Raw genomic sequence first — 19,931 nt, forward strand, 5'->3', positions numbered from 1 at the left:
ATCACACCCCCCGACGATTGGTGCACCTCAGCATGATCAGAAAGCTCTCGGTGGCCGGGCTGGCCGCCGCGCTCACACTCGGCCTCACCACTCCCTCCCTCGCTATTCCCGCCTGGGCCGACCGGCCCGGCACGCCCGGCGCCCCCGGCGTCGGCGACCCGCTCTTCCCCGACCTCGGCAACGGCGGCTACGACGTCCGCCACTACGACCTGGCCTTCGACTACACGCCAGGCACCCACGACTTCACCGCCAAGGTGACGATCCTGGCCACCGCCACGCAGGACCTGTCGGCGTTCAACCTGGACACCGACGGCCACGTCATCGACGCCGTCACCGTGAACGGCGCGCCCGCCACCTGGGCGCTCGCCCCCGGACGCACCGGCCAGGAGCTCACCGTCACCCCCGCGCGGACGCTCAGGAACCACGTGCCGTTCACCGTCGAGATCGCCTACCACGGCAACGGCAAGGCCCAGCGGCTCGGCCTGACCGGCTGGAACTTCGGCGCCGACGGTGGCTTCGCCGCCGCCGTCCAGGCGAGCAGGGCCGACACGTTCATGCCGGTCAACGACCACCCGTCGGACAAGGCCACCTGGACCTTCCGCATCACCGCGCCCGAAGGCTACGTCGCCACCGCCAACGGCGAGCCGACCGGCCGCGACGGCACCACCTGGACCTTCCGCGCCAAGGAGCCGATGGCCTCGGAACTGCTCGGGCTCGCCGTGGTCAAGGGCGTCTACCGCGCGGGCACGGGACCGCACGGGCTGCCGCTGCGCCACGTGATCCCGGCCGGCCAGGAGGACAGGTACGGCCCCATCGCCGACCTGACCGGCGACCAGATCGCCTGGGCCGAGCGCAGGTTCGGCAGGTACCCGTTCAGCACCTACGGCATTCACGTCTACGACGGCTACCGCAACGCACTGGAGAACCAGACGCTGTCGCTGTTCGGCACGAACTGGTTCAACCGCACCGACGGGACCACCAAGTACACCACCACGATGATCCACGAGCTGGTCCACCAGTGGTTCGGCGACTCCGTCACCCCCGCCACCTGGCAGGACGCCTGGCTCAACGAGGGACCGGCCGTCTACTACGCCGCCGTCTGGGGCGAGGAGCAGGGCTGGGACGAGCTCGCCGACAAGATGAAGGTCGTCTACGACAAGCTGGACGCCGTCCGCGCCAAGGACGGCCCGCCCGGCCGGCCCAAGGGTCTCGGCGGCTACAACATCTACGACGGCGGCGCCCTGGTGCTCTACGCGCTGCGGCAGGAGGCGGGCGCGGCGGCCTTCGACCGGATCATGCGGACCTGGGTGCAGCGCAACAAGGACGGCAACGCCTCCACCGAGGACTTCGTCGCGCACGCCGTGAAGATCACGCACCGCGCCGACCTGGACGGCTTCCTGCGTGCCTGGCTCTACGGCGAGAAGAACCCGCCCATGCCCGGGCACCCGGACTGGAGCGCCGCATGAGCGCCGCCGTCGGGAACCTCCCGGCCCGCCGTCGCACCGGGCGGGTCGGGCCGTCCGAAATCCTCGTCCACCCCTAGGAGACCCGTTGACCTGGTTCACCGACGCCCGCTTCGGCCTGTTCATTCACTGGGGCATCTACGCCGCGGCCGCCCGCCACGAGTGGGTCAAGTCGTACGAACGCCTCAGCGACGAGCACTACCAGCGCTACTTCGACCACTTCGACCCCGACCTCTACGACCCGGAGTCGTGGGCCGAGGAGGCGGCGAACGCGGGCATGCGGTACCTGGTCGTCACCACCAAGCACCACGACGGTTTCTGCCTGTGGGACTCGGACCTGACGAGCTACAAGGCCCCGAACACGCCCGCGGGCAGAGACCTGCTCGCCCCCATGCTCGACGCGTTCCGCGCCCGCGACCTGCGCGTCGGCCTCTACCACTCGCTGATCGACTGGCACCACCCCGAGTTCCCGATCGACCTCTACCACCCGCAGCGCGACCAGGGCGAGGACCCGGCCCGCGACATGGCCGAGTACGCCGCGTACCTGCACGGCCAGGTACGCGAACTTCTCACCCGCTACGGCAGGATCGACACGATGTGGTTCGACTTCTCCTACCCCGGGCGCGGCTTCGGCGCCAAGGGCAGGCAGGAGTGGCGCTCGGAAGAGCTCGCGGCGCTGGTCCGCGAGCTCCAGCCGGACATCATGCTCAACAACCGGCTCGACCTGGGCAGCGGCGACTTCACCACGCCCGAGCAGGTCATGCCGCCCGGCGGCGTGCCCGGCCACGTGCCGTGGGAGGCGTGCCAGACGCTCAACGGAAGCTGGGGCTACCACCGTGACAACCACGACTGGAAGCCGGCCGACCTGCTGATCCGCATGCTCGTCGACACCGTCTCCAAGGGCGGCAACATGCTGCTCAACGTCGGGCCGAACGCGCGCGGCGAGTTCGAGCCGCGCGCGCTCGACCGGCTGCGCGAGATCGGCCGCTGGACCCGGCTGCACGGCCGCGCGATTTACGGCGCGGGCGCGTCGGAGCACCGGCCGCCGCCCGACTGCCGCTACACCCGGCGCGGCGACCGGCTCTACCTGCACCTGCTGTCGTGGCCGATGCGGCACGTGCACCTGGACGGCCTGGCCGGCCGGGTGCGCTACGCCCAGTTCCTGCACGACGCGTCGGAGGTGCCGTTCCTGGAGATCGGCGACGAGCCAGGCCACGACTACCTGCGCGGACTGCCCGAGGACACGCTGACGCTGCAGCTCCCGGTCACCCGGCCGGACGTCGCGGTGCCGGTGGTCGAGCTGTTCCTCAGCGACCGGTGAAGACCGGGCGCTCCTTGGCGACGAAGGCCCGGGTGGCGTCCTGGTGGTCCTGGGTGGCCGCGCACTCGTCCTGCAGGTCGGCCTCCTTGGCCAGCGACTCGGTCAGCGTGTGCGTGGCCGCGTACGCCAGCGCCTGCTTGGTGGCCGCGTAGGCCCTGGTCGGCCCGGCCGCCAGCCGGACGGCCAGCTCCTGGGCGGTCTTCAGCACGTCGTCGGCGGGCACCACCCGGGTGGCCAGGCCGAGCGCCAGCGCGCGGGCCGCGTCCAGCGGCTCGCCGAGCAGCATCAGCTCGGCCGCCCGGCCGGGGCCGACCAGGCGCTGCAACGTCCACGACGCGCCCGAGTCCGGGGCCAGGCCGATTCCGGCGAACGCCAGCGCGAACTTGGCCTTCTCCGAGACGACCCGCAGGTCGCAGGCGAAGGCCAGCGACGCGCCCGCCCCGGCGGCCACGCCGTTGACGGCCGCCACGACCGGCTTGGGCATGGTCGTGATCAGCTCCACGATCGGGTTGTAGTGCTCGCGCACCGTGCCGGCCAGCCCCCGGCCCGCGGCCAGGTTGTCGGCGTGCTCGCGCAGGTCCTGGCCCGCGCAGAAGGCCCGGCCCGAGCCGGTCAGCAGCACCGCCCTGACCGCCTGGTCGTCCGCCGCCCGCCGCAACGCGTCGAGCAGCGCGGACTTCGTCTCGGCCGTCAGCGAGTTCATCGCGTCGGGACGGTCGAGGGTGATGGTGGCGACGGCGTCGGTCACGTCATATCGGATCACGATAACTCCCTGTCGACGAACGCGGCGGCTGCGGGCAGCAGGCGGGCGGCCTCCTGCTCGAAGAACGCCCTGGCCTTCTCTCCCGGCCACCCCGCGGGCAGCAGTTCGGCCGGCAGCCCGGGGTCGCGGAACAGGAAGTTGCGCCAGCCGTGCACCAGCCTGCTCCTGGTCGCGAACACCTGGTCGGCGGGGGCGGACTCGGGCAGCCTGCTGATCAGCGTGACAGCGTCGGCGTGCCAGTGCTCGTACGCCTCGCCGATGGCCGCCAGATCCCAGGCCCTGGCCACCAGCTCGCGCGGATCGCCCTCCAGCGCCGCGTCGAACCTGTCGGCCACCACGCCCTCGCCGTCGAGCAGGTTGTCCAGCTCGATGGACGAGCGCGGGCCGATCCAGGTCGTCTCCGACAGCGCGGCGTAGCCGAGGAACGTCAGGTCGGCGCGCAGCCGTTCGCGCCGCGGACGCTCCTTGACCGGCCCGAAAACGATCAGATGCCAGCGGCCGTGCCAGCTCAGGGTCCCGGCTCGGTAAATTCTCAGCGCGGCCTCATCCAGGCGCCTGACACACTTCGGCGTCAGCCCGTAGCCCGCGCCCTGAGGCAGCCGTACCGGCTTCAGCCAGCCCTGCCTGACCATGCGCGAAACCGCCGTGCGCACGGCGGGAGCGGCGATTTCCAGCGGCTTCATGAGCCTTACCAGCGCAGCGACGGACGCCTGCCCACCACGTGAGCGCAGGTGGTCTCCGTACAGATCGAACAGGGCGGCGCGAGCGTGCACGAAGTCCAGTTTGGACGCGATCGCTGGGCTCGACAACGCATTCTGGGAGGAGATCGTTACCCATGAGGGCTCTCGATGCGGGAGAATAGGACATCACAGAAGACGTGAATGCGCCGACCACCCCCTACGGGTGATCGGAAATCGCGGGCCGCGGGAGCCCAAGGCAGGAAGGGATGCACGCATGGCGGCGATGAAGCCGCGGACCGGCGATGGTCCGCTCGAGGTCACCAAGGAAGGGCGAGGCATTGTCATGCGGGTCCCTTTGGAAGGTGGCGGCCGGCTCGTCGTGGAGATCTCCGCCGACGAGGCCAAGGCGCTCGGCGAGGCGTTGAAGAACGTCGTCGGCTGAGAGCTCCCTAGACAACCTGATCCACGGCCCTGGCGTGAGTCCGACGCCAGGGTCGCTGACGTTCGAGGAGATTCTTCCGTGCCCATCGAGACCAGCGCGGTCGTCGGCGATCCCGGCGACGCGGAGTTGCTGGCGGTCCCGTTCACCTCGGACCTCAGCCCGTCGGTCGAACTGCACCTGCCTGTTTCCGAACTGCTCGCGCACTACGAGGCCAAGGGCGAGGCGGGCGAGATCGTCGAGGTGCCGGTGCCCAGGGGCGACGGCGTGGGCCGCGTCCTGCTCTACGGGGTCGGCGACGGTTCGCCGCGCGCGCTGCGCAAGGCCGGCGCCGCGCTCACCCGCAGGGTCAAGGGCCGCCAGGCGCTGACCATCGTGCCGCCCGACGGCGACGTGAGCGCGTTCGCGGAGTCCGCGCTGCTCGCCGCCTACACCTTCAAGATCGGCTCAGCCGGCACGAAACCGGTGCGCGAGCTGCGCTTCGCGGGCGCCGACGAGGGTCAGGTGCGCCGCGCGGAGATCGTCGCGCAGGCCGTGGCGCTGGCCCGCGACCTGGCCAACACGCCGGCCTCGGTGAAGAACCCGGCCTGGCTGGCCGAGCGCGCCGCCGAGCAGGGCCTGCCCGTCCAGATCTGGGACGAGGAGCGGCTGCAGTCCGACGGCTTCGGCGGCATCCTGGCCGTCGGCCGCGGCTCGGTCAGCCCGCCCAGGCTCATCCAGCTCTCCTACACCCCGGCCGAGCCCACCGACAGGCACGTGGTGCTGGTGGGCAAGGGCATCACGTTCGACTCCGGCGGCCTGTCGCTCAAGCCGACCGACAACATGAAGACGCAGAAGACCGACATGGCGGGCGGCGCGGTCGTCATCGCCGTGCTCGGCGCGCTGGCCAAGCTGGGCGCCCCGGTCCGGGTCACCGGTCTCGTCGCGGCGGCGGAGAACATGCCGTCCGGCACCGCGCAGCGGCCCAGCGACGTGATCAAGCACTACGGCGGCACCACGGTCGAGGTGCTCAACACCGACGCAGAGGGCCGGCTCGTGCTGGCCGACGCGCTCGCCTACGCCGACGCCGAGCTCGACCCCGACGCGGTGGTCGACATCGCCACGCTCACCGGGGCGATCAGCGTGGCGCTCGGCCGCAACGTGGGCGCCGTCTACGCCTCCGACGACGCGCTGGCCAAGGAGCTCATCGACGCCGGCCAGGAGAGCGACGACCGGCTGTGGCGGATGCCGCTGATCGAGGACTACGCGCCGGCGCTCGAGTCGCCGATCGCCGACCTGTCGAACATCGAGGCGGGCTCGACGTACGGGGCCGGGTCGATCACCGCGGCGCTGTTCCTGCGCGAGTTCGCGGGCCGGCGGCCGTGGGCGCACCTCGACATCGCCGGGGTCGGGCGCAGCACCGTCGACGAGGGCGCGCTCACCAAGGGCGCGACCGGCTTCGGCGTCCGCGTGCTGCTGGAGTGGCTGACCAAGAGCTGACCGGCCGGCCGGACGACGAGCTGGGCGGCCGGGTCAGTCGGCGATCTTGATGGCGGCGAGCAGGCCGTCGCCGAGCGGCATGAGCACCGAGCGCAGCCGGTCGTCCGACTGCACCAGCTTGCCCAGCTCGCGCAGCGCCACCGTGTCGGGGTCGCGCTGCGCGGGGTCGGCCACCCGGTCGTGCCACAGCGCGTTGTCGAACGCCACGATCCCGCCCACGCGCAGCAGCCGAACCGCCTCGGCCAGATAGTCGGCGTATTCCTGCTTGGCGCCGTCGGCGAAGACCATGTCGTAGCCGCCGTCGGACAGCCGCGGCAGCACGTCGAGTGCCCGGCCGGAGATGAGCCGCACCCGGCCGCCGGAGAAACCGGCTTCCGCGAAGGCCTGTCTGGCCAGCCGCTGGTGCTCGGGCTCGACGTCGACGCTGGTCAGCGTGCCGTCGCCGCGCATGCCGCGCAGCAGCCACAGGCCGGAGACGCCGCAGCCGGTGCCGATCTCCACCACCGACTTGGCGTTGACCGCGGTGGCCAGGAAACAGAGCGCCGCGCCGCCGCCGGGAAGGATGGGGACGGCACCCATCTCCAGCCCGCGCTGCCGCGCCGCGTGCAGGATCTCATCCTCGTGATGGAACTGCTCCGCATAGGCCAGAGTGGCCTCCACCGGACTGGTCATCGGCCTCCTCCCCCCGCTTTCGTGCGATTGGTCCACGCGTTGGTACCGATCGCAGCCTAGGGGAGACACGCCGGGACGGGAACTCAGGCGGGCAGTGAGGCGTTGCAGGTTTAAACGGGCTTTGCCGGTCCGGAAGGCAGGCAGTGCGCACGAAGGGACGAAACCAGGCACTATGACGGTAGCGGTGGTCCCAGAGAGAGGAGTTCTGGTGGACGAAAGCGACCACCAGACCGATACTCCCGTGTCGTCTGACTGGACTCCTCCCACCTGGGAGGAAGTGGTGCGGACACACTCCGCACGCGTGTATCGGCTGGCATACCGGTTGACCGGCAATGTCCACGATGCCGAGGACCTCACTCAGGAGGTCTTCGTCCGGGTTTTCAGGTCGCTGTCGAGCTACACCCCCGGCACGTTCGAGGGGTGGCTGCACCGGATCACGACGAACCTCTTCCTCGACATGGCGCGCCGCAAGCAGCGCATCAGGTTCGAGGGGCTGGCCGACGACGCCGCCGAGCGGCTGCGCGGCCGTGAGCCTTCACCGGCGCAGGCGTTCGACGACGCCCACCTGGAGCCCGACATCCAGGCCGCCCTCGACGCGCTCGCACCCGAGTTCCGGGCCGCGATCGTGCTGTGCGACATCGAGGGCCTGTCTTACGAGGAGATCGCGGCCACGCTCGGCGTCAAGCTGGGTACGGTCCGAAGCCGTATTCACCGTGGCCGGGCGCAGTTGCGGGAGGCGCTCGATCATCGGGCCCCCCGTACTACCCAACTCCCCCCGACCGTGATCCGTGGGGAGGAAGTCTGATATGGCTCATCTTGGAGAACGTGTTTCCGCGCTCGTCGACGGCGAGCTCAACCACACCGAACGCGATCGCGCCCTGGCGCACCTGACGTTCTGCGCCGACTGCAGGCGCGAGGTCGAGTCGATGCGGGCGCTCAAGTCGCGCCTGCGCTCGCTCGACGGGCCCGCCATGCCGGCCGACCTGACGATGTCGCTGCTGCGCATGGCCGAGCCCGGGGGTCCGCTGCCGCCGAGGGAGCGCCCTTTCCCTTCCCGGACGTTCGGGGGAGTGCCCATCCCAGGGCCGCACACCATCGCCCCCTTGGACAACCGCCCGCGCAGAGACGCGAGCGGCGGTGGCTCGGGCCCTGGACGCGGTGGTAGAAGGCGCTCGACGTATGTGGCGGTCGGCGTGGTCTCCGCGGCCGTCGCGCTGGGCACCTTCTTCGCGGCCTCAGGCGTGGGCCAGCAGTCGCCGGCGCCGCCCGTGGAGCTGTTCGAGCCCGGCCACCACTCCAGCGCCCCACGCACCGCCACGCCTTGACCCGGGTCATGCCTGGGATACTCAGTTGGCGTACTCCGCTGCCTTAGGGGCATACGATCTGGGTTCGGAATTTGTCTTGGACAAATCGCTTTATGACCCTCGTATGCCGCAAGGGCCAGGATTGCGGTGGCCGAGCAAGGAGTGGTGAGACGTAGATGACCGACGAGACGCGCCCCACAGAAGGACGCATGCCGTCGGAATCCCCGAGCTCCGCCGAGCCACAGGGGCGACCGGACTTCCTCCCCGCCGACGACAGCGGCGAGCAGCCGGGCCAGCGGCCCGAGCCGCCCGCCTCGTTCGGCCACTCGTGGGGCGACCCGTCGGGCCGTCCCACCGAGAGTCACGGCAGCCGCCCGTACGAGTCGCCCTCGTACGGGCCGCCCGCCGGTCGTGAGACGCCGGGCGGCGCCCAGGAACCGGCGGCCAACGGCGCCTTCGGCAACCCCGGCGGGGCGAACTCCGGCGGGGTGAGCTTCGAGAGCCCGAGCGGCGGCTCCTACGAGATCCTGTCGCACGAGCCCCCGCGCAGAGACTTCGCCGTCCCACAGGGCGGCAGCGGCGGCGCGTTCGGTTCCCCGCAGGGCAGCGGCGCGTTCGGCGCTCCGCAGGGCGGGGGCACCCGCGCCTACGAGATGCCGCCGTTCCCGCCCGCGCAGCCCTACGGCCCGGGCAACCCGCCGCCGCCTCCGCCGCGCCAGGCGTTCGGCATGGGCGCCGGCTGGGCGCCACCGCCGCCGGCCCAGCCGGGCGGCATCGCCTTCGGCGCCGCGCCGCAGCGGCGCACGCACGCCACCGGGTTCCTGGTCACGCTCGCCCTGGTGATCGCGCTGGTGGCCTCGCTGCTCGGCAGCCTGGGCACGTACCTGCTGACCAAGCCGAGCAGCGCCAACGACCCGTCCTTCAGCCTGGGCCCGGTGCCGACCGGTGCGACCAACCGGGCGCCTGACTCCATCGCGGGCGTGGCCGCCCGCGTGCTGCCCAGCGTCGTCTCGCTGGAGGTCGGCAGCGGCACCGAGGGCGCCTCGGGCTCCGGCTTCCTGATCAAGAACGGGTACGTCGTGACGAACAACCACGTCGTCGCCCTGGCCGCCAAGGACGACGGCGAGATCGAGATCAGGTTCCACAACCGCAAGACCACCAGGGGCCGCATCGTCGGCCGCGACCCGGGCTCCGACCTGGCCGTGGTCAAGCCCGAGGAGACGTTCGGCACGCCGGAGATCACCCTGGGCAACTCCGACCAGGTGGTGGTGGGCGACCCGGTGATCGCCATCGGCTCCCCGCTGGGCCTGACCGGCACGGTCACCACCGGCATCGTCAGCTCGCTCAACCGCCCGGTCATCGCCGGCGACGAGGGCGGCCAGGGCGGGGTTGAGGAGGAGCCGGCGTTCATCAGCGCCATCCAGACCGACGCCGCCATCAACCCGGGCAACTCCGGCGGCCCGCTGGTCAACAGCCGCGGCGAGGTGGTCGGCGTGAACTCCGCCATCGCCACGCTGAGCCGCTCGGTCGGCGGCCAGAGCGGCAGCATCGGCCTGGGCTTCGCGATTCCGGTCAACCAGACCCGCCGGGTGGCCGAAGAGCTGATCACCACCGGCCGGGCCAAGCGTCCCAAGATCGGCATCATGCTCGACCCGACGTACAAGGGTCAGGGCGTGCGCATCGCCTCCGAGCCGCGCGAGGGCAACCAGCCGGTCGACGCCGGCGGCCCGGCGGCCCAGGCCGGGCTCAAGCCCGGTGACGTGATCCTGGAGATCGACGGGCTGCGCCTGGAGGACGGCAACGAGCTGATCGCGTTGATCCGCAGCAAGTCCCCCGGCGCGAAGCTGACCATCAAGTACCAGCGCGACGGCCAGGAGCGCACGGCCACGCTGACGGTGGTCGCCGAGGACGGCCCGACCCCGACGCCGTCCTGACCTCGTGCCGTAGAACGCGGACGAGCCCCCCGATCCCACGGATCGGGGGGCTCGCGGTTTCAGCGGAGGGTCAGCCGCAGTGGCTCCAGCCGCTGGTCCAGCTGAACGGGGCCTCGTCCCACGTGCCGCCCCACTTGACGCACTTGCCGGCCGCCCGCAGCTTCACCGGGCCGGCGTAGTACCGGTACTCCTTCGCATCCGACCTGGTCGCGCCGCCCTGCACGGAAAGGGTCGCGCGCATCCAGATCGTCGACACGGTGTGGTTCAGCGTGACGACACAGTTCTCACCCGTGCTGCCCTTGTAGGACAGGTAGACGGTGGCCAGCTTGGTGCCGCCCGATGTGAACGGGTGCGAGTCGATCACCCGGAACCCGGAACCACACACCGCGGCCGGGTCGTACGGGTTCGCGGCGGTGGCGGCCTGCGCGGGCGTCGTGCCCGCCAGCCCGCACGCGATCACACCAGCGGTAAGGAGCAATTTGGCAGTCTTGCGCATCTTTCGCACCTTTCGTCGCAGTTGGACCACGTGATCATGACAGGGCACCTTGGGCAGGTGGTTGAACGCGCGGCGAACACGGAGCGAATGCCACCCGAAGCCGGGAGATGCCCGTTTTGCCCGACGGGGCCGGGAGTCCCGCCCAGGCCGGACCGGTGCCGGATGGTATGACCAGGCTGGGACGACCGACCAACCCCCGATAGCCCTTAGTCTGTGGATAGGCCGGGGTTGTCCTCGGGCGGTAAGACTGCGGTAGGAGCTCACGGTGTTCGGACTTGGCTGGTGGGAGATCTGCGCGCTGATCGTCATCGCGCTGCTGGTCTTCGGTCCGGAAAAGTTGCCTCAGGCCGCCGCGCAGGCGGGCAAGGCGCTGCGCAACGTGCGCCGGATGGCCAACAACGCCCGCGACGACCTGCGGGCCGGGCTCGGGCCGGAGTTCTCCAACTTCGATCCGGCCGACCTCAATCCGAAGAACTTCGTCCGCAAGCACCTGCTCGACGACATCGAGAAAGACTGGAACGGCGACAAGGCGCCCGAGCTGGAGCCGGCCACGACCGCGCCGTACGCCTCTGAGCCTGAAGATCGGCTCGGGTATGGAGAAATCCCGCCGTACGACTCGGAAGCCACCTGAGCGGCCGTCTCACGGCCATTCGCGCGCATTTCCACCCGGGGCCACGACCCCGGCGATGCGCCCCCGACATGACGAAGGGTCCGCACCGGACGACGGTGCGGGCCCTCTTCGCGTTCTCAGCCCCGGTTCGGGGCCAGCCCGAGCTGCAGGCCCTTCAGGCTGGAAGAGCGCTTGCTCAGCCCGGCGGCGATCTTCCTGAGCTCGGCCGCAGCGGGCGAGTCGGGCTCGGTGAGCACCAGCGGCTTGCCCTCGTCGCCGCCCTCGCGCAGCCGCATGTCCAGCGGCACCTGCCCGAGCAGCGGCACCCGCGCGCCCAGCGTGCGAGTGAGCGCGTCGGCGACGGTCTGGCCGCCGCCCTCGCCGAACACGGCGATGCGCTCGTCGCAGTGCGGGCAGGGCAGCCAGGCCATGTTCTCGATCACGCCGGCGATCTGCTGGTGGGTCTGCGCGGCGATCGAGCCGGCCCGCTCGGCCACCTCGGCGGCCGCCTGCTGCGGGGTGGTGACGACCAGGATCTCGGCGCCGGGCAGCCGCTGGGCGACGGAGATCGCGATGTCGCCGGTGCCCGGCGGCAGGTCGAGCAGCAGGACGTCGAGGTCGCCCCAGTAGACGTCGGCAAGGAACTGGTGCAGCGCGCGGTCGAGCATCGGCCCGCGCCAGACGACCGGCGTGTTGCCCTCGGGCTTGAACATGCCGACCGAGATCACCTTGATGTCATGCGCCATCGGCGGCATGATCATGTCCTCGACCTTGGTCGGGCGCTCGGCGGCGCCCAGCATGCGCGGGATGCTGTGGCCGTAGATGTCGGCGTCGACGATGCCGACCTTCATGCCGCCGGCGGCCATGGCCGCGGCCAGGTTGACCGTCACGGAGGACTTGCCGACGCCGCCCTTGCCGCTGGCCACCGCGAAGACGCGGGTCAGCGAGCCCGGCTGGTTGAAGGGGATCTCCTTCTCCGGGCCGCGGTCGCCGCGCAGCGTGGTCTGCAGCGTCTTGCGCTGCTCGGCGCTCATCACGTCGAGCTCGATCTGGACGCCGGTGACACCGTCGAGCTTGGAGACCGCGTTGGTGACGTCGCGGCGGATGGTGTCCTTCATGGGACACCCGGCCACGGTCAGGTAGACGCCCACACGCACCGCGCCGTCGGCGGCGATGTCGACGTTCTTGACCATGCCGAGGTCGGTGATGGGCCGACGGATCTCGGGGTCGATGACGGTGGCGAGGGCGGCCTGCACTTGATCCTGGGTTGGTGCCATCGAAGTCTCGGCACGAGCGCGTGCCGTCCCTCCTTAGTCGGTATGTCGGAGCGGCGCGAAGCGCCGGTGAGGATGCCCCTCCATGGTATGAACCAGGTCGGGAGCCCGGTTAATCCATCCTGTTAGGTGTCTGTGCAACGAACTAAGGTTACTCCGTGACTCTTCTGCGCGACGAGGGCCTCACGGTCGAGGAACTGGCGGTCTGGCGGATGCTCCAGCGTGTCCAGGTGCGCATCGCCAGGCACCTGGAGACCGAGCTGCTGCTCACCCACGGCCTGCCGCTGGCCTCGTACGAGGTGCTGGTCCAACTGGCCGAGGCGCCCGACCGCAGGCTGCGCATGAACGATCTCGCCGGGCGTGTCCTGCTCTCGCGCAGCGGGCTGACCAGGCTGATCGACCGGCTGCAGCGCGACGGCCTGGTCTCGCGCGAGGCGTGCCCGAGCGACGCCCGCGGCCTGTACGCGGTGCTGACCGACCGGGGCGCCGACCGCCTGGCCGAGGCCAACCCGACCTACCTGCGCGGGATCAAGTCCCAGTTCCTCGACCTGCTCGACGCCGCCGACCTCGGCCAGGTGCGCGAGATGCTGGCCAAGCTCGACCTCACCGGTGCTCCCTCTGCCGCTCCTGTTGATCCTTGAGCTCGTCGAGCAGCCTGCCGAGCTCCGAGCGCAGGTAGTCGCGCGTGGCGACCTCGCTCAGCGCCAGCCGCAGCCCGGCGATCTCCCTGGTCAGGTACTCGATCTCGGCCTGGTTCCTGTCGGCCGCCTCGCGGTCCTGCTCGTACTGGATGCGGTCCCTGTCGTCCTGCCGGTTCTGCGCGAGCAGGATCAGCGGGGCGGCGTACGAGGCCTGCAACGACAACATCAACGTCAGGAAGATGAACGGGTACGGGTCGAACTTCAGCGGCGCCGGGGCCGCCACGTTCCAGGTCACCCAGACCGCCACGAACACCGTCATGTACACCAGGAACCTGGCGGTGCCCAGGAAGCGGGCGATGCGCTCGGACAGCCGGCCGAAGGCCTCGGGATCGTAGTGCGGGCGCAGCGAGCGGCGCAGCGCGCGCGGCTGGTCCAGGCGGTCGGCTGTCACGGGCGGTCCCCCTCGCGCCAGTCCTCCGGCAGCAGATGGTCGAGTACGTCGTCCACGGTCACGGCCCCGACCAGGCGGCCCAGCTCGTCCACCACGGGCGCCGCGACCAGGTTGTAGTTGGCCAGGTAGGACGTCACCTCGGGCAGCGTCCGCTCCGGCCTGATCGGGTCGATGGACGGATCGAGCACCCCGCCGAGCAGCGTGGACGGCGGCTCGCGCAGCAACCGCTGGAAGTGCGAGACGCCCAGGTACGTGCCCGTCGGCGTCTCCGTCGGCGGCCGGGTGACGTACACCTGGGCGGCCACGGCCGGGGTCAGGTCCTTGAGCCTGATGTGGGCCAGCGCCTCGGCCACCGTGGCGCTGGGCGGCAGGATCACCGGCTCGCTGGTCATCAGGCCGCCCGCGGTGTCGTCGGCGTAGGTGAGCAGGCGGCGCACCGGCGCGGCCTCGCCCGGCTCCATCAGCGCGAGCAGCTCGGCGGCCTGCTCGTCGGGCAGGTCGTGCAGCAGGTCGGCGGCGTCGTCGGGGCCCATCTCCTCCAGCACGTCGGCCGCGCGCTCCGGCTCCAGCGTGCCCAGGATGCCGATCTGGTCGCTGGGCGGCAGCTCTTCCAGCACGTCGGCGAGCCGGTCGTCGTTGAGCGCGCGGGCGATCTCGATGCGCCGCTTGGCGGGCAGCTCGTGCAGCGCGCTGGCCATGTCGGCGGCCCGGAGCGACTCGAACGCGGCGATCAGCCCGGCCGCGCCCTGGTCCTTCTGCAGCGTGTCGAATCCGGCGACCTCGCGCCAGTCGACCGTCCTGGTCTCGCGCCTGCGCCTGCCCTTGTACGCGGCCACCCGGGTGATCTCCCAGGTCGAGGTCCTGGTCTCCTCCATGGCCACGTCGTAGACGGTCATGTCCTGGCCGTCGATGCGTACCTTGAGGTCCAGCATCTGGCCGATGGCCAGCGTCTCCGTGGCCCGCTGCTCGAACCTGCGCATGTTCAGCCGGCCGGTGAAGACGACGGCGCCCGGCTCGATGCGGCGGACGCGGGTGATGGGCAGGAACACGCGCCGGCGCGGCTGCACCTCCACGACCAGGCCGTGCACGTTCGGCGGCCGGCTGATGCGCAGGCCGACCACGACGTCCCTGACGCGGCCGATCTGGTCGCCCGCGGGGTCGAAGACCGGGGTGCCCGCCAGGCGGGCCACGAAGATCTTCACCTCAGCAGGCTAACAGCGCCGTCACATTGCGCCGGGGACGCCCGGCGTGTCAGTATCCAACCTGTTAAACGGTAATTACCTCCCAGGTGGTGTGTGATGAGGTATGTCGGTCTCGTGCTGGCATTCGTGTCCTCGTGTTGTTTCGCGTTCTCCGGACCGATGGCCAAGTACCTCATCGCGGCGGGCCTGGAGCCCATCGAGGCGGTCTGGACCCGCATGGCGGGCGCCGGGCTGCTGCTGATGGCCGTGCTGGCCGTCTTCAGGCCGCGGGCCCTGCGCATCCCCAGGTCCAAGTGGCCGTTCTTCGGGCTGTTCGCGCTCGTGGGCGTGGCCGGGGTGCAGTCGCTGTACTTCGTGGCCATCACGATGCTGCCGGTCGGGATCGCGCTGCTGCTGGAGTTCATGGCGCCGGTGATGGTGGTCGTCTGGGTGCGGTTCGTCCGCAAGGTGCACCTGCCTCGGGCCGCCTACATCGGCGCGGTGGCGGCCGTGGCCGGGCTCGGGATCGTCGTCGAGGCGTGGCAGGGCATCAGCCTGAACGCGCTGGGCCTGCTGCTCGGCCTGGTGGCCGGGGCGTGCTGCGCCGGCTACTTCCTGATGGCCGACAGCCTGGGCGAAGGGCTCGACCCGCTCGGCCTGGTCGCCTGGGGCATGACCGGCGCGGCGGTGATCCTGCTGCCGTTCGCCCGCCCGTGGAACATCCCCTGGCAGGCGTTCACCGCCACGACCGCGCCTTCTGAGACCGGCGGGGTGGTGCTGCCGGTGTTCGTGGCGTACCTGATCATGGTGGTGGTCGCGACGGTGATCGCGTACATCCTGGGCATCAACGCGGTGCGCAGGCTGTCGGCCGCGGTCGGCGCGACGGTGGCCACGCTGGAGGTCATCGGCGGGACGCTCGTCGCCTGGGGCTTCGTGGGGGAGACGCTGGGCGTCTTCCAGGTCATCGGCGGCCTGCTCGTGCTGGCCGGGGCCGTGCTGGCGCAGACCGCGACCCCCGCCGAGCAGCCCGACCCCGCCTCCGTCTCCGCCTCGACCGAGCCGGTACGGGTGAGCTGACGGCCTCAGCCGGGCAGGGCCAGGCGGAAGACGGTGGAGCCGGCGGCCCAGCGCTCGGTCAGGTGCTCGCTGTCGGCGGCGTTGAGCCGGTCCTTGGCCAGCGCGGCCACCGCCTCGGGCGCGGCCGCCTGGTCGACCACGGTGACGTCGGCGTCGAAGCCCGCCAGCATGGCGCCGTTGTCCTTGCTGCGCAGCGTCACGTGGACCCGGCCCATGGACTCGAGCCCGGGCAACTCCTGCTCCTCGCCGCCGCCGACCAGGTAGATCGCGCCGTCGTGGAAGGTGTGCCAGGCCAGGCGGGGCCGGTCGAGGGTGAGCCAGAGCACGCCGGACTTCTTGGCGCCCTCCTGGATGGCCGCGGTGTCGTCGCTCACAGCCTCGACTGTAACGCCGATCCGCCGGGCGATCGAAGCAACCGTGGCAGCGCCATAGAGCGACCGTGGCAGTGCCATAGAGCGACCGTCGCAGGGCCATAGACGGGGGCCCACTGCCGGGCGCGGGCCGGGGCCAATAGCGTGGGCGCATGCGCTCACGTCGTTCCGTACTCGCGGTGCCCGGCAGCAACCCCCGCTTCCTGGAGAAGGCCCAGACACTCCCCGTCGACGAGGTCTTCCTCGACCTGGAGGACGCCGTCGCGCCGCTGGCCAAGGAAGACGCGCGGGCCAACATCGTGGCCGCGCTGCGCGAGGGCGACTGGACCGGCAAGACCCGCGTGGTCAGGGTCAACGGCCTGACCACCCAGTGGACCTACCGCGACGTCATCGAGGTCGTGGAGGGCGCCGGCGAGTTCCTGGACGCCGTCATGCTGCCCAAGGTGCAGGACCCGACCGAGGTCGTCTGGCTCGACACCCTGCTCACCCAGATCGAGAAGACCATGGGCTTCGAGGTCGGCCGCATCGGGATCGAGGCGCAGATCGAGAACGCCAGGGGCCTGGTGAACGCCGACGCCATCGCGGGCTCGTCCAGGCGGCTGGAGACGCTGGTGTTCGGCCCGGCCGACTTCATGGCCTCGGTCAACATGCGCACGCTCGTCGTCGGCGAGCAGCCGCCCGGCTACACCGAGGGCGACGCCTACCACTACATCCTGATGCGCCTGCTCATGGCCGCCAGGATGCACGACCTGCAGGTCATCGACGGCCCCTACCTGCAGATCAAGGACGTCGAAGGCTTCCGCAGGGTGGCCGCCAGGTCCGCCGCGCTGGGCTTCGACGGCAAGTGGGTGCTGCACCCGCTGCAGGTCGACGCGGCCAACGAGGTGTTCTCCCCGTCGCAGGAGGACTACGACCACGCCGAGCTGATCCTGGAGGCGTACGAGTACTACACCACGGTGGAGAAGCGCGGCGCGGTCATGCTGGGCGACGAGATGATCGACGAGGCCTCGCGCAAGATGGCGCTCGTCGTGGCGGCCAAGGGACGGGCGGCCGGGCTCGCCCGCACCAAGACCTTCACACCTTGAACCCGACGGCGGTGAAGAACCAGAACGACGACGTCAGCCAGAGCCCGACCAGCGCGGTGAACGTCAGGCCGCCGAGCACCGGCAGCGTCCAGCCCGGCGTGCCGCGCTTGGGCAGCGCCAGCATCTTCGCGGTGAACACGCCGTAGAAGAAGCAGCCGAGCAACGAGTGGGCGAGCACGCGCGGCACGTCGTACTGCAGGCCGAGCGCGTACAGGCAGTGGAAGGCGACGGGGATCGTGAGCAGGAACGCCAGCCGGCCCGACCAGCGGTGCACGGCGGGCGGGATGGAGATCCCGAGCTTGCCCCACATCGCCAGCGCCGACACCACCTGGACGATCGCCAGCGCGAAGGCGCCCGTGGTCAGCCAGACCTTCATCGGCAGGGCCCCCGAGAACCCGCCGGGGCCGACGGCGAACCCGGTCGGCGCGTGCGCGCGGCCGTAGACGCCGAGCGCGATCATCACCAGGCCGCCGATCAGCAGCGGCGTGAGTAACGGGGTCAGGCTGCGGGTGGGCTGGATGGCGGTCATCGCATCTCCTGGATGAAGCCGTCGACGTCCTTGGGGTGGAGGGTGGTCTGCTCGACCGTGACGGGCGCGGTCGGGCTCTCGTCGTCGAGCCGCGGGATGTCGAGCTGCCGCTCGTCCAGGAAGGCCGCGCCGACCTGGTCGTAGCCGCCCTGCGGACGCTTGATCACGATCCAGCCGGCCCGCAGCTTGGCGCCCCTGACCAGGGCCGTGGCCCGATACAGACCGGACGGCTTGACCACGGTGGGCGCCACGAAGGTCCACTTCCCGCCCCCGACGGTGAGCTTGCCCTTGGCCGTGCCGCCGGTCAGCGTCGCGCCGATCGTGGCGCCGCCGAGGCCCTTGAGTTCGAGCTTTCCACCGGTTTCCGCGCCTTTGAACCAGGCTTCGGTTCTGCCGTCGCAGAAGTATCCGACGGCCTTGCCGTCCCTGATGGAGATGGCGATGAGGCCGCCGTTGCCTTTGACGCGGCCGCCGTAGTCGGCCTTCACGACGGGCTGCGCCGCCGCGCTCTGCTCGGGCGAGGGGTTGGCGCTCGCGCTCTCGCCCGTGCTCTCGCTCGCGTTCGCGTTCCCCGGCGGGGTCGCGGACGGCTCGACGGCTTCGGAGGCGGCCGCTTGCTCGGCCGCGGGTGCCGCGGTGACGCTGGCGACACCGAGCCCGGCGGCCAGCACGACGCCTGCCGCCAGGGTGATGACAGGTCCCAGCCTTGACATGAACTGCTCCCAGGGTCGAAATGCCTACGCCTTCGAGCATCCGCCCAAAGAGGGGGGCCGTCTGTGAACTAATGCGCATCTGGTGGACAGAATGTATGGATGCAGGAGAATCCAGGTCCGCAGCTTCCGCCCGGCGCTCAGCCGCCGGCCTGGCCGAGTCAGCCGCCGCGGGGCGAGTCCTGGTTCCTGCCCGTTCCGCGCGGCGTGCGATACGACCATCTGGCCAGGACCCAGGCCGACCAGCTCTGGCGGGCCATCGTCGGCACCCTGATGGTGGGGATCGGCTTCCTGCTGATCCAGGCCATGGTGGTGATCTCCGGCGGGGTGATCGCGGCACTCGCCGGGATGCCGCCGCCGGCGAACCCGGCCGTCGACCTGTTCGGCGACCCCGTGTTCGGCATGGCCGTGCTGCTGCTGTCGATCGCGCTCGTGCTGCCGCTGGTGTTCGGTACGGCGGCGCTCGTCCAGCGCAGGAGACCGGGGACGTTGTCCTCCGTGGCCGGCCGGCTGCGGTGGGGCTGGCTGCTGCGCTGCCTGGCCCTGGCCGTGCTGGCGCTGGTGCTCGGGCAGATCGCGCAGATCGTGGTCATGTCGCTGACCGGGAACGAGCCGTCCAAGCTGTTCGGCTGGACGGGCTGGGCCGACTTCCTGATCCCGCTGATCATCATCCTGCTGCTGGTGCCGGTTCAGGCCGCGACCGAGGAGTACGTGTTCCGCGGCTGGTTCCTGCAGGCGTTCGGGGTGCACGTGCGCAATCCGGCGTGGGCGATCCTCATCGGTTCCCTGCTGTTCGCGGCCATGCACGGCTACACCTGGCTGGGACTCGTGGACGTGTTCCTGTTCGGCGTCATCATGGGCTGGCTGACCGTGCGTACCGGGGGACTGGAGGCGGCGATCGCGCTGCACGTGGTCAACAACCTGATCGCGTTCGGCATCAGCGCGGCGGCCGGGCGACTGGACGAGGCCCTGCGCCAGGGGGACGTGCCCTGGCAGATGCTGGCGGGGACCGTGGTGCAGTTCGGGGTGTACATCGTTGGCGTGCTCTATCTGGCCAAAAAGCGGTCAATCAGCACTATTTCGTGAAAAATCCGGCGGGAGGTGGGATGAATCTCGCTAGAGAGGTCTCGCTATTCCGGCCCAAGCATGCTGGTCTGGATCCTGTGGAACGGCGAGGGATTCGCGGAGGTGATCTTCCCGGCGCGGCGGGGTAGTAGTCAGCGCGTGATGATATTTCCTGACCTAGACACCCGAACTCCGAAATAAGCGCACACAGTGGGATGGGTTTCTGGAACGGTCCGGAAACTCCGTTCGACCCGTTCGACGAGGAGGGACGACGCGTGGCCTCCGGCCCCAGCGAACCGCCGCAGCGACCGCCGGGTGACGACGACCCGCCTCCTGAGGTCGCACAACAACCGCCGGACTCGGACGACCCCCGGCCCCACCCGGAC

The 19,931-nt window shown here is 70.7% G+C and carries 22 protein-coding genes; 12 read left to right on the forward strand and 10 right to left on the reverse strand.

Translation table 11 applies throughout. From position 1 onward, the window contains the following. Window positions 1-32 precede the first annotated feature (32 nt). Window positions 33-1,466 carry a M1 family metallopeptidase gene (locus tag HII36_RS27665; RefSeq protein WP_173526185.1) on the forward strand — a complete coding sequence of 478 codons (1,434 nt, stop codon included), beginning with the start codon at window positions 33-35 and terminating at the stop codon, window positions 1,464-1,466. Window positions 1,467-1,551: 85 nt separating this feature from the next. Next, the gene (locus tag HII36_RS27670; protein WP_173526186.1) at window positions 1,552-2,784 is read left to right on the forward strand and encodes an alpha-L-fucosidase; all 1,233 of its coding nucleotides are present in this window, start codon (window positions 1,552-1,554) and stop codon (window positions 2,782-2,784) included. On the opposite strand, the gene HII36_RS27675 is transcribed toward HII36_RS27670, so the two are convergent. Further along, window positions 2,771-3,547 (reverse strand): enoyl-CoA hydratase-related protein, encoded by a 777-nt coding sequence (locus tag HII36_RS27675; protein WP_173526187.1) that lies wholly within the window; start codon window positions 3,545-3,547, stop codon window positions 2,771-2,773. The two genes, HII36_RS27670 and HII36_RS27675, sit on opposite strands and share 14 nt — an antisense overlap. Then, window positions 3,544-4,320: a PaaX family transcriptional regulator gene (locus tag HII36_RS27680; protein ID WP_173526188.1), complete on the reverse strand. Its 777-nt coding sequence runs from the start codon at window positions 4,318-4,320 to the stop codon at window positions 3,544-3,546. The genes HII36_RS27675 and HII36_RS27680 overlap by 4 nt, the downstream gene beginning before the upstream one ends. 181 nt (window positions 4,321-4,501) lie before the next feature. On the opposite strand from HII36_RS27680, the gene HII36_RS27685 reads away from it, so the two are divergent. Next, window positions 4,502-4,669, forward strand: a complete 168-nt coding sequence (locus tag HII36_RS27685) for a DUF3117 domain-containing protein (RefSeq protein ID WP_020545024.1) — start codon at window positions 4,502-4,504, stop codon at window positions 4,667-4,669. Between the two features lie 78 nt (window positions 4,670-4,747). Next, a complete protein-coding gene (locus HII36_RS27690) occupies window positions 4,748-6,145 on the forward strand; it encodes a leucyl aminopeptidase (protein WP_173526189.1) in 1,398 nt (465 codons plus the stop codon). A 33-nt stretch (window positions 6,146-6,178) separates the two neighbouring features. Here the strand turns inward: HII36_RS27690 and HII36_RS27695 are convergent, their stop codons facing one another. Further along, window positions 6,179-6,817, reverse strand: coding sequence for an O-methyltransferase (locus HII36_RS27695; RefSeq protein ID WP_173526190.1), 639 nt, complete (start codon window positions 6,815-6,817; stop codon window positions 6,179-6,181). A gap of 172 nt (window positions 6,818-6,989) precedes the next feature. On the opposite strand from HII36_RS27695, the gene sigE reads away from it, so the two are divergent. The 3 genes from sigE (at window position 6,990) to HII36_RS27710 (ending at window position 10,055) form a co-directional block, all read left to right on the forward strand. Beyond that, window positions 6,990-7,622, forward strand: a complete 633-nt coding sequence (gene sigE / locus HII36_RS27700) for an RNA polymerase sigma factor SigE (RefSeq protein ID WP_173526191.1) — start codon at window positions 6,990-6,992, stop codon at window positions 7,620-7,622. Between the two features lies 1 nt (window position 7,623). Then, the gene (locus tag HII36_RS27705; RefSeq protein ID WP_173526192.1) at window positions 7,624-8,142 is read left to right on the forward strand and encodes an anti-sigma factor family protein; all 519 of its coding nucleotides are present in this window, start codon (window positions 7,624-7,626) and stop codon (window positions 8,140-8,142) included. Between the two features lie 155 nt (window positions 8,143-8,297). Further along, on the forward strand, window positions 8,298-10,055 hold the full coding sequence (locus tag HII36_RS27710; protein WP_173526193.1) for a S1C family serine protease: 1,758 nt from the start codon (window positions 8,298-8,300) through the stop codon (window positions 10,053-10,055). 70 nt (window positions 10,056-10,125) lie between these two features. On the opposite strand, the gene HII36_RS27715 is transcribed toward HII36_RS27710, so the two are convergent. Further along, a complete protein-coding gene (locus HII36_RS27715; RefSeq protein ID WP_173526194.1) occupies window positions 10,126-10,551 on the reverse strand; it encodes a hypothetical protein in 426 nt (141 codons plus the stop codon). A 265-nt stretch (window positions 10,552-10,816) separates the two neighbouring features. Between HII36_RS27715 and HII36_RS27720 the strand changes: the two genes are divergently transcribed. Beyond that, window positions 10,817-11,182, forward strand: a complete 366-nt coding sequence (locus HII36_RS27720; RefSeq protein ID WP_173526195.1) for a sec-independent translocase — start codon at window positions 10,817-10,819, stop codon at window positions 11,180-11,182. Between the two features lie 116 nt (window positions 11,183-11,298). On the opposite strand, the gene HII36_RS27725 is transcribed toward HII36_RS27720, so the two are convergent. Then, the gene (locus HII36_RS27725) at window positions 11,299-12,438 is read right to left on the reverse strand and encodes an Mrp/NBP35 family ATP-binding protein (RefSeq protein WP_173526196.1); all 1,140 of its coding nucleotides are present in this window, start codon (window positions 12,436-12,438) and stop codon (window positions 11,299-11,301) included. Between the two features lie 155 nt (window positions 12,439-12,593). Between HII36_RS27725 and HII36_RS27730 the strand changes: the two genes are divergently transcribed. Then, window positions 12,594-13,076 (forward strand): MarR family winged helix-turn-helix transcriptional regulator, encoded by a 483-nt coding sequence (locus tag HII36_RS27730; protein ID WP_328807921.1) that lies wholly within the window; start codon window positions 12,594-12,596, stop codon window positions 13,074-13,076. Here the strand turns inward: HII36_RS27730 and HII36_RS27735 are convergent. Further along, the gene (locus HII36_RS27735; protein WP_173526197.1) at window positions 13,039-13,527 is read right to left on the reverse strand and encodes a DUF1003 domain-containing protein; all 489 of its coding nucleotides are present in this window, start codon (window positions 13,525-13,527) and stop codon (window positions 13,039-13,041) included. The genes HII36_RS27730 and HII36_RS27735 overlap by 38 nt on opposite strands. Continuing rightward, window positions 13,524-14,729, reverse strand: a complete 1,206-nt coding sequence (locus HII36_RS27740; RefSeq protein ID WP_328807922.1) for a magnesium transporter MgtE N-terminal domain-containing protein — start codon at window positions 14,727-14,729, stop codon at window positions 13,524-13,526. Before HII36_RS27740 ends, HII36_RS27735 begins: the two co-directional genes overlap by 4 nt. 96 nt (window positions 14,730-14,825) lie before the next feature. Here HII36_RS27740 and HII36_RS27745 point away from each other — a divergent pair, with 96 nt between their 5' ends. After that, window positions 14,826-15,785: an EamA family transporter gene (locus HII36_RS27745; protein WP_173526198.1), complete on the forward strand. Its 960-nt coding sequence runs from the start codon at window positions 14,826-14,828 to the stop codon at window positions 15,783-15,785. Window positions 15,786-15,790: 5 nt separating this feature from the next. Here HII36_RS27745 and HII36_RS27750 read toward each other — a convergent pair whose 3' ends face one another. Then, on the reverse strand, window positions 15,791-16,159 hold the full coding sequence (locus HII36_RS27750; protein WP_173526199.1) for a hypothetical protein: 369 nt from the start codon (window positions 16,157-16,159) through the stop codon (window positions 15,791-15,793). Between the two features lie 149 nt (window positions 16,160-16,308). Here HII36_RS27750 and HII36_RS27755 point away from each other — a divergent pair, with 149 nt between their 5' ends. Further along, window positions 16,309-17,241, forward strand: coding sequence for an HpcH/HpaI aldolase/citrate lyase family protein (locus HII36_RS27755; protein WP_173526200.1), 933 nt, complete (start codon window positions 16,309-16,311; stop codon window positions 17,239-17,241). Here the strand turns inward: HII36_RS27755 and HII36_RS27760 are convergent. Together HII36_RS27760 and HII36_RS27765 are read right to left on the reverse strand one after the other, a co-directional pair. Next, window positions 17,231-17,770: a DUF6529 family protein gene (locus HII36_RS27760; RefSeq protein WP_173526201.1), complete on the reverse strand. Its 540-nt coding sequence runs from the start codon at window positions 17,768-17,770 to the stop codon at window positions 17,231-17,233. The two genes, HII36_RS27755 and HII36_RS27760, sit on opposite strands and share 11 nt — an antisense overlap. After that, complete coding sequence (locus HII36_RS27765; protein WP_173526202.1) at window positions 17,767-18,483, reverse strand: hypothetical protein; 717 nt, start codon at window positions 18,481-18,483, stop codon at window positions 17,767-17,769. Before HII36_RS27765 ends, HII36_RS27760 begins: the two co-directional genes overlap by 4 nt. A gap of 99 nt (window positions 18,484-18,582) precedes the next feature. Between HII36_RS27765 and HII36_RS27770 the strand changes: the two genes are divergently transcribed. Further along, a complete protein-coding gene (locus HII36_RS27770; protein WP_173526203.1) occupies window positions 18,583-19,566 on the forward strand; it encodes a CPBP family intramembrane glutamic endopeptidase in 984 nt (327 codons plus the stop codon). Window positions 19,567-19,931 lie beyond the last annotated feature (365 nt).

It is taken from the genome of Nonomuraea antri, from assembly GCF_013283785.1.
GTDB lineage: Bacteria > Actinomycetota > Actinomycetes > Streptosporangiales > Streptosporangiaceae > Nonomuraea > Nonomuraea antri.

Bases quoted from the DNA above. Each gene is read 5' to 3' on its own strand.
- HII36_RS27665 (WP_173526185.1), top strand. From the start codon at position 33: ATGATCAGAAAGCTCTCGGTGGCCGGGCTGGCCGCCGCGCTCACACTC.
- HII36_RS27685 (WP_020545024.1), top strand. From the start codon at position 4,502: ATGGCGGCGATGAAGCCGCGGACCGGCGATGGTCCGCTCGAGGTCACC.
- HII36_RS27695 (WP_173526190.1), bottom strand. From the start codon at position 6,817: ATGACCAGTCCGGTGGAGGCCACTCTGGCCTATGCGGAGCAGTTCCAT.
- sigE (WP_173526191.1), top strand. From the start codon at position 6,990: ATGACGGTAGCGGTGGTCCCAGAGAGAGGAGTTCTGGTGGACGAAAGC.
- HII36_RS27705 (WP_173526192.1), top strand. From the start codon at position 7,624: ATGGCTCATCTTGGAGAACGTGTTTCCGCGCTCGTCGACGGCGAGCTC.
- HII36_RS27710 (WP_173526193.1), top strand. From the start codon at position 8,298: ATGACCGACGAGACGCGCCCCACAGAAGGACGCATGCCGTCGGAATCC.
- HII36_RS27715 (WP_173526194.1), bottom strand. From the start codon at position 10,551: ATGCGCAAGACTGCCAAATTGCTCCTTACCGCTGGTGTGATCGCGTGC.
- HII36_RS27725 (WP_173526196.1), bottom strand. From the start codon at position 12,438: ATGGCACCAACCCAGGATCAAGTGCAGGCCGCCCTCGCCACCGTCATC.
- HII36_RS27745 (WP_173526198.1), top strand. From the start codon at position 14,826: ATGAGGTATGTCGGTCTCGTGCTGGCATTCGTGTCCTCGTGTTGTTTC.
- HII36_RS27755 (WP_173526200.1), top strand. From the start codon at position 16,309: ATGCGCTCACGTCGTTCCGTACTCGCGGTGCCCGGCAGCAACCCCCGC.
- HII36_RS27760 (WP_173526201.1), bottom strand. From the start codon at position 17,770: ATGACCGCCATCCAGCCCACCCGCAGCCTGACCCCGTTACTCACGCCG.
- HII36_RS27765 (WP_173526202.1), bottom strand. From the start codon at position 18,483: ATGTCAAGGCTGGGACCTGTCATCACCCTGGCGGCAGGCGTCGTGCTG.
- HII36_RS27770 (WP_173526203.1), top strand. From the start codon at position 18,583: ATGCAGGAGAATCCAGGTCCGCAGCTTCCGCCCGGCGCTCAGCCGCCG.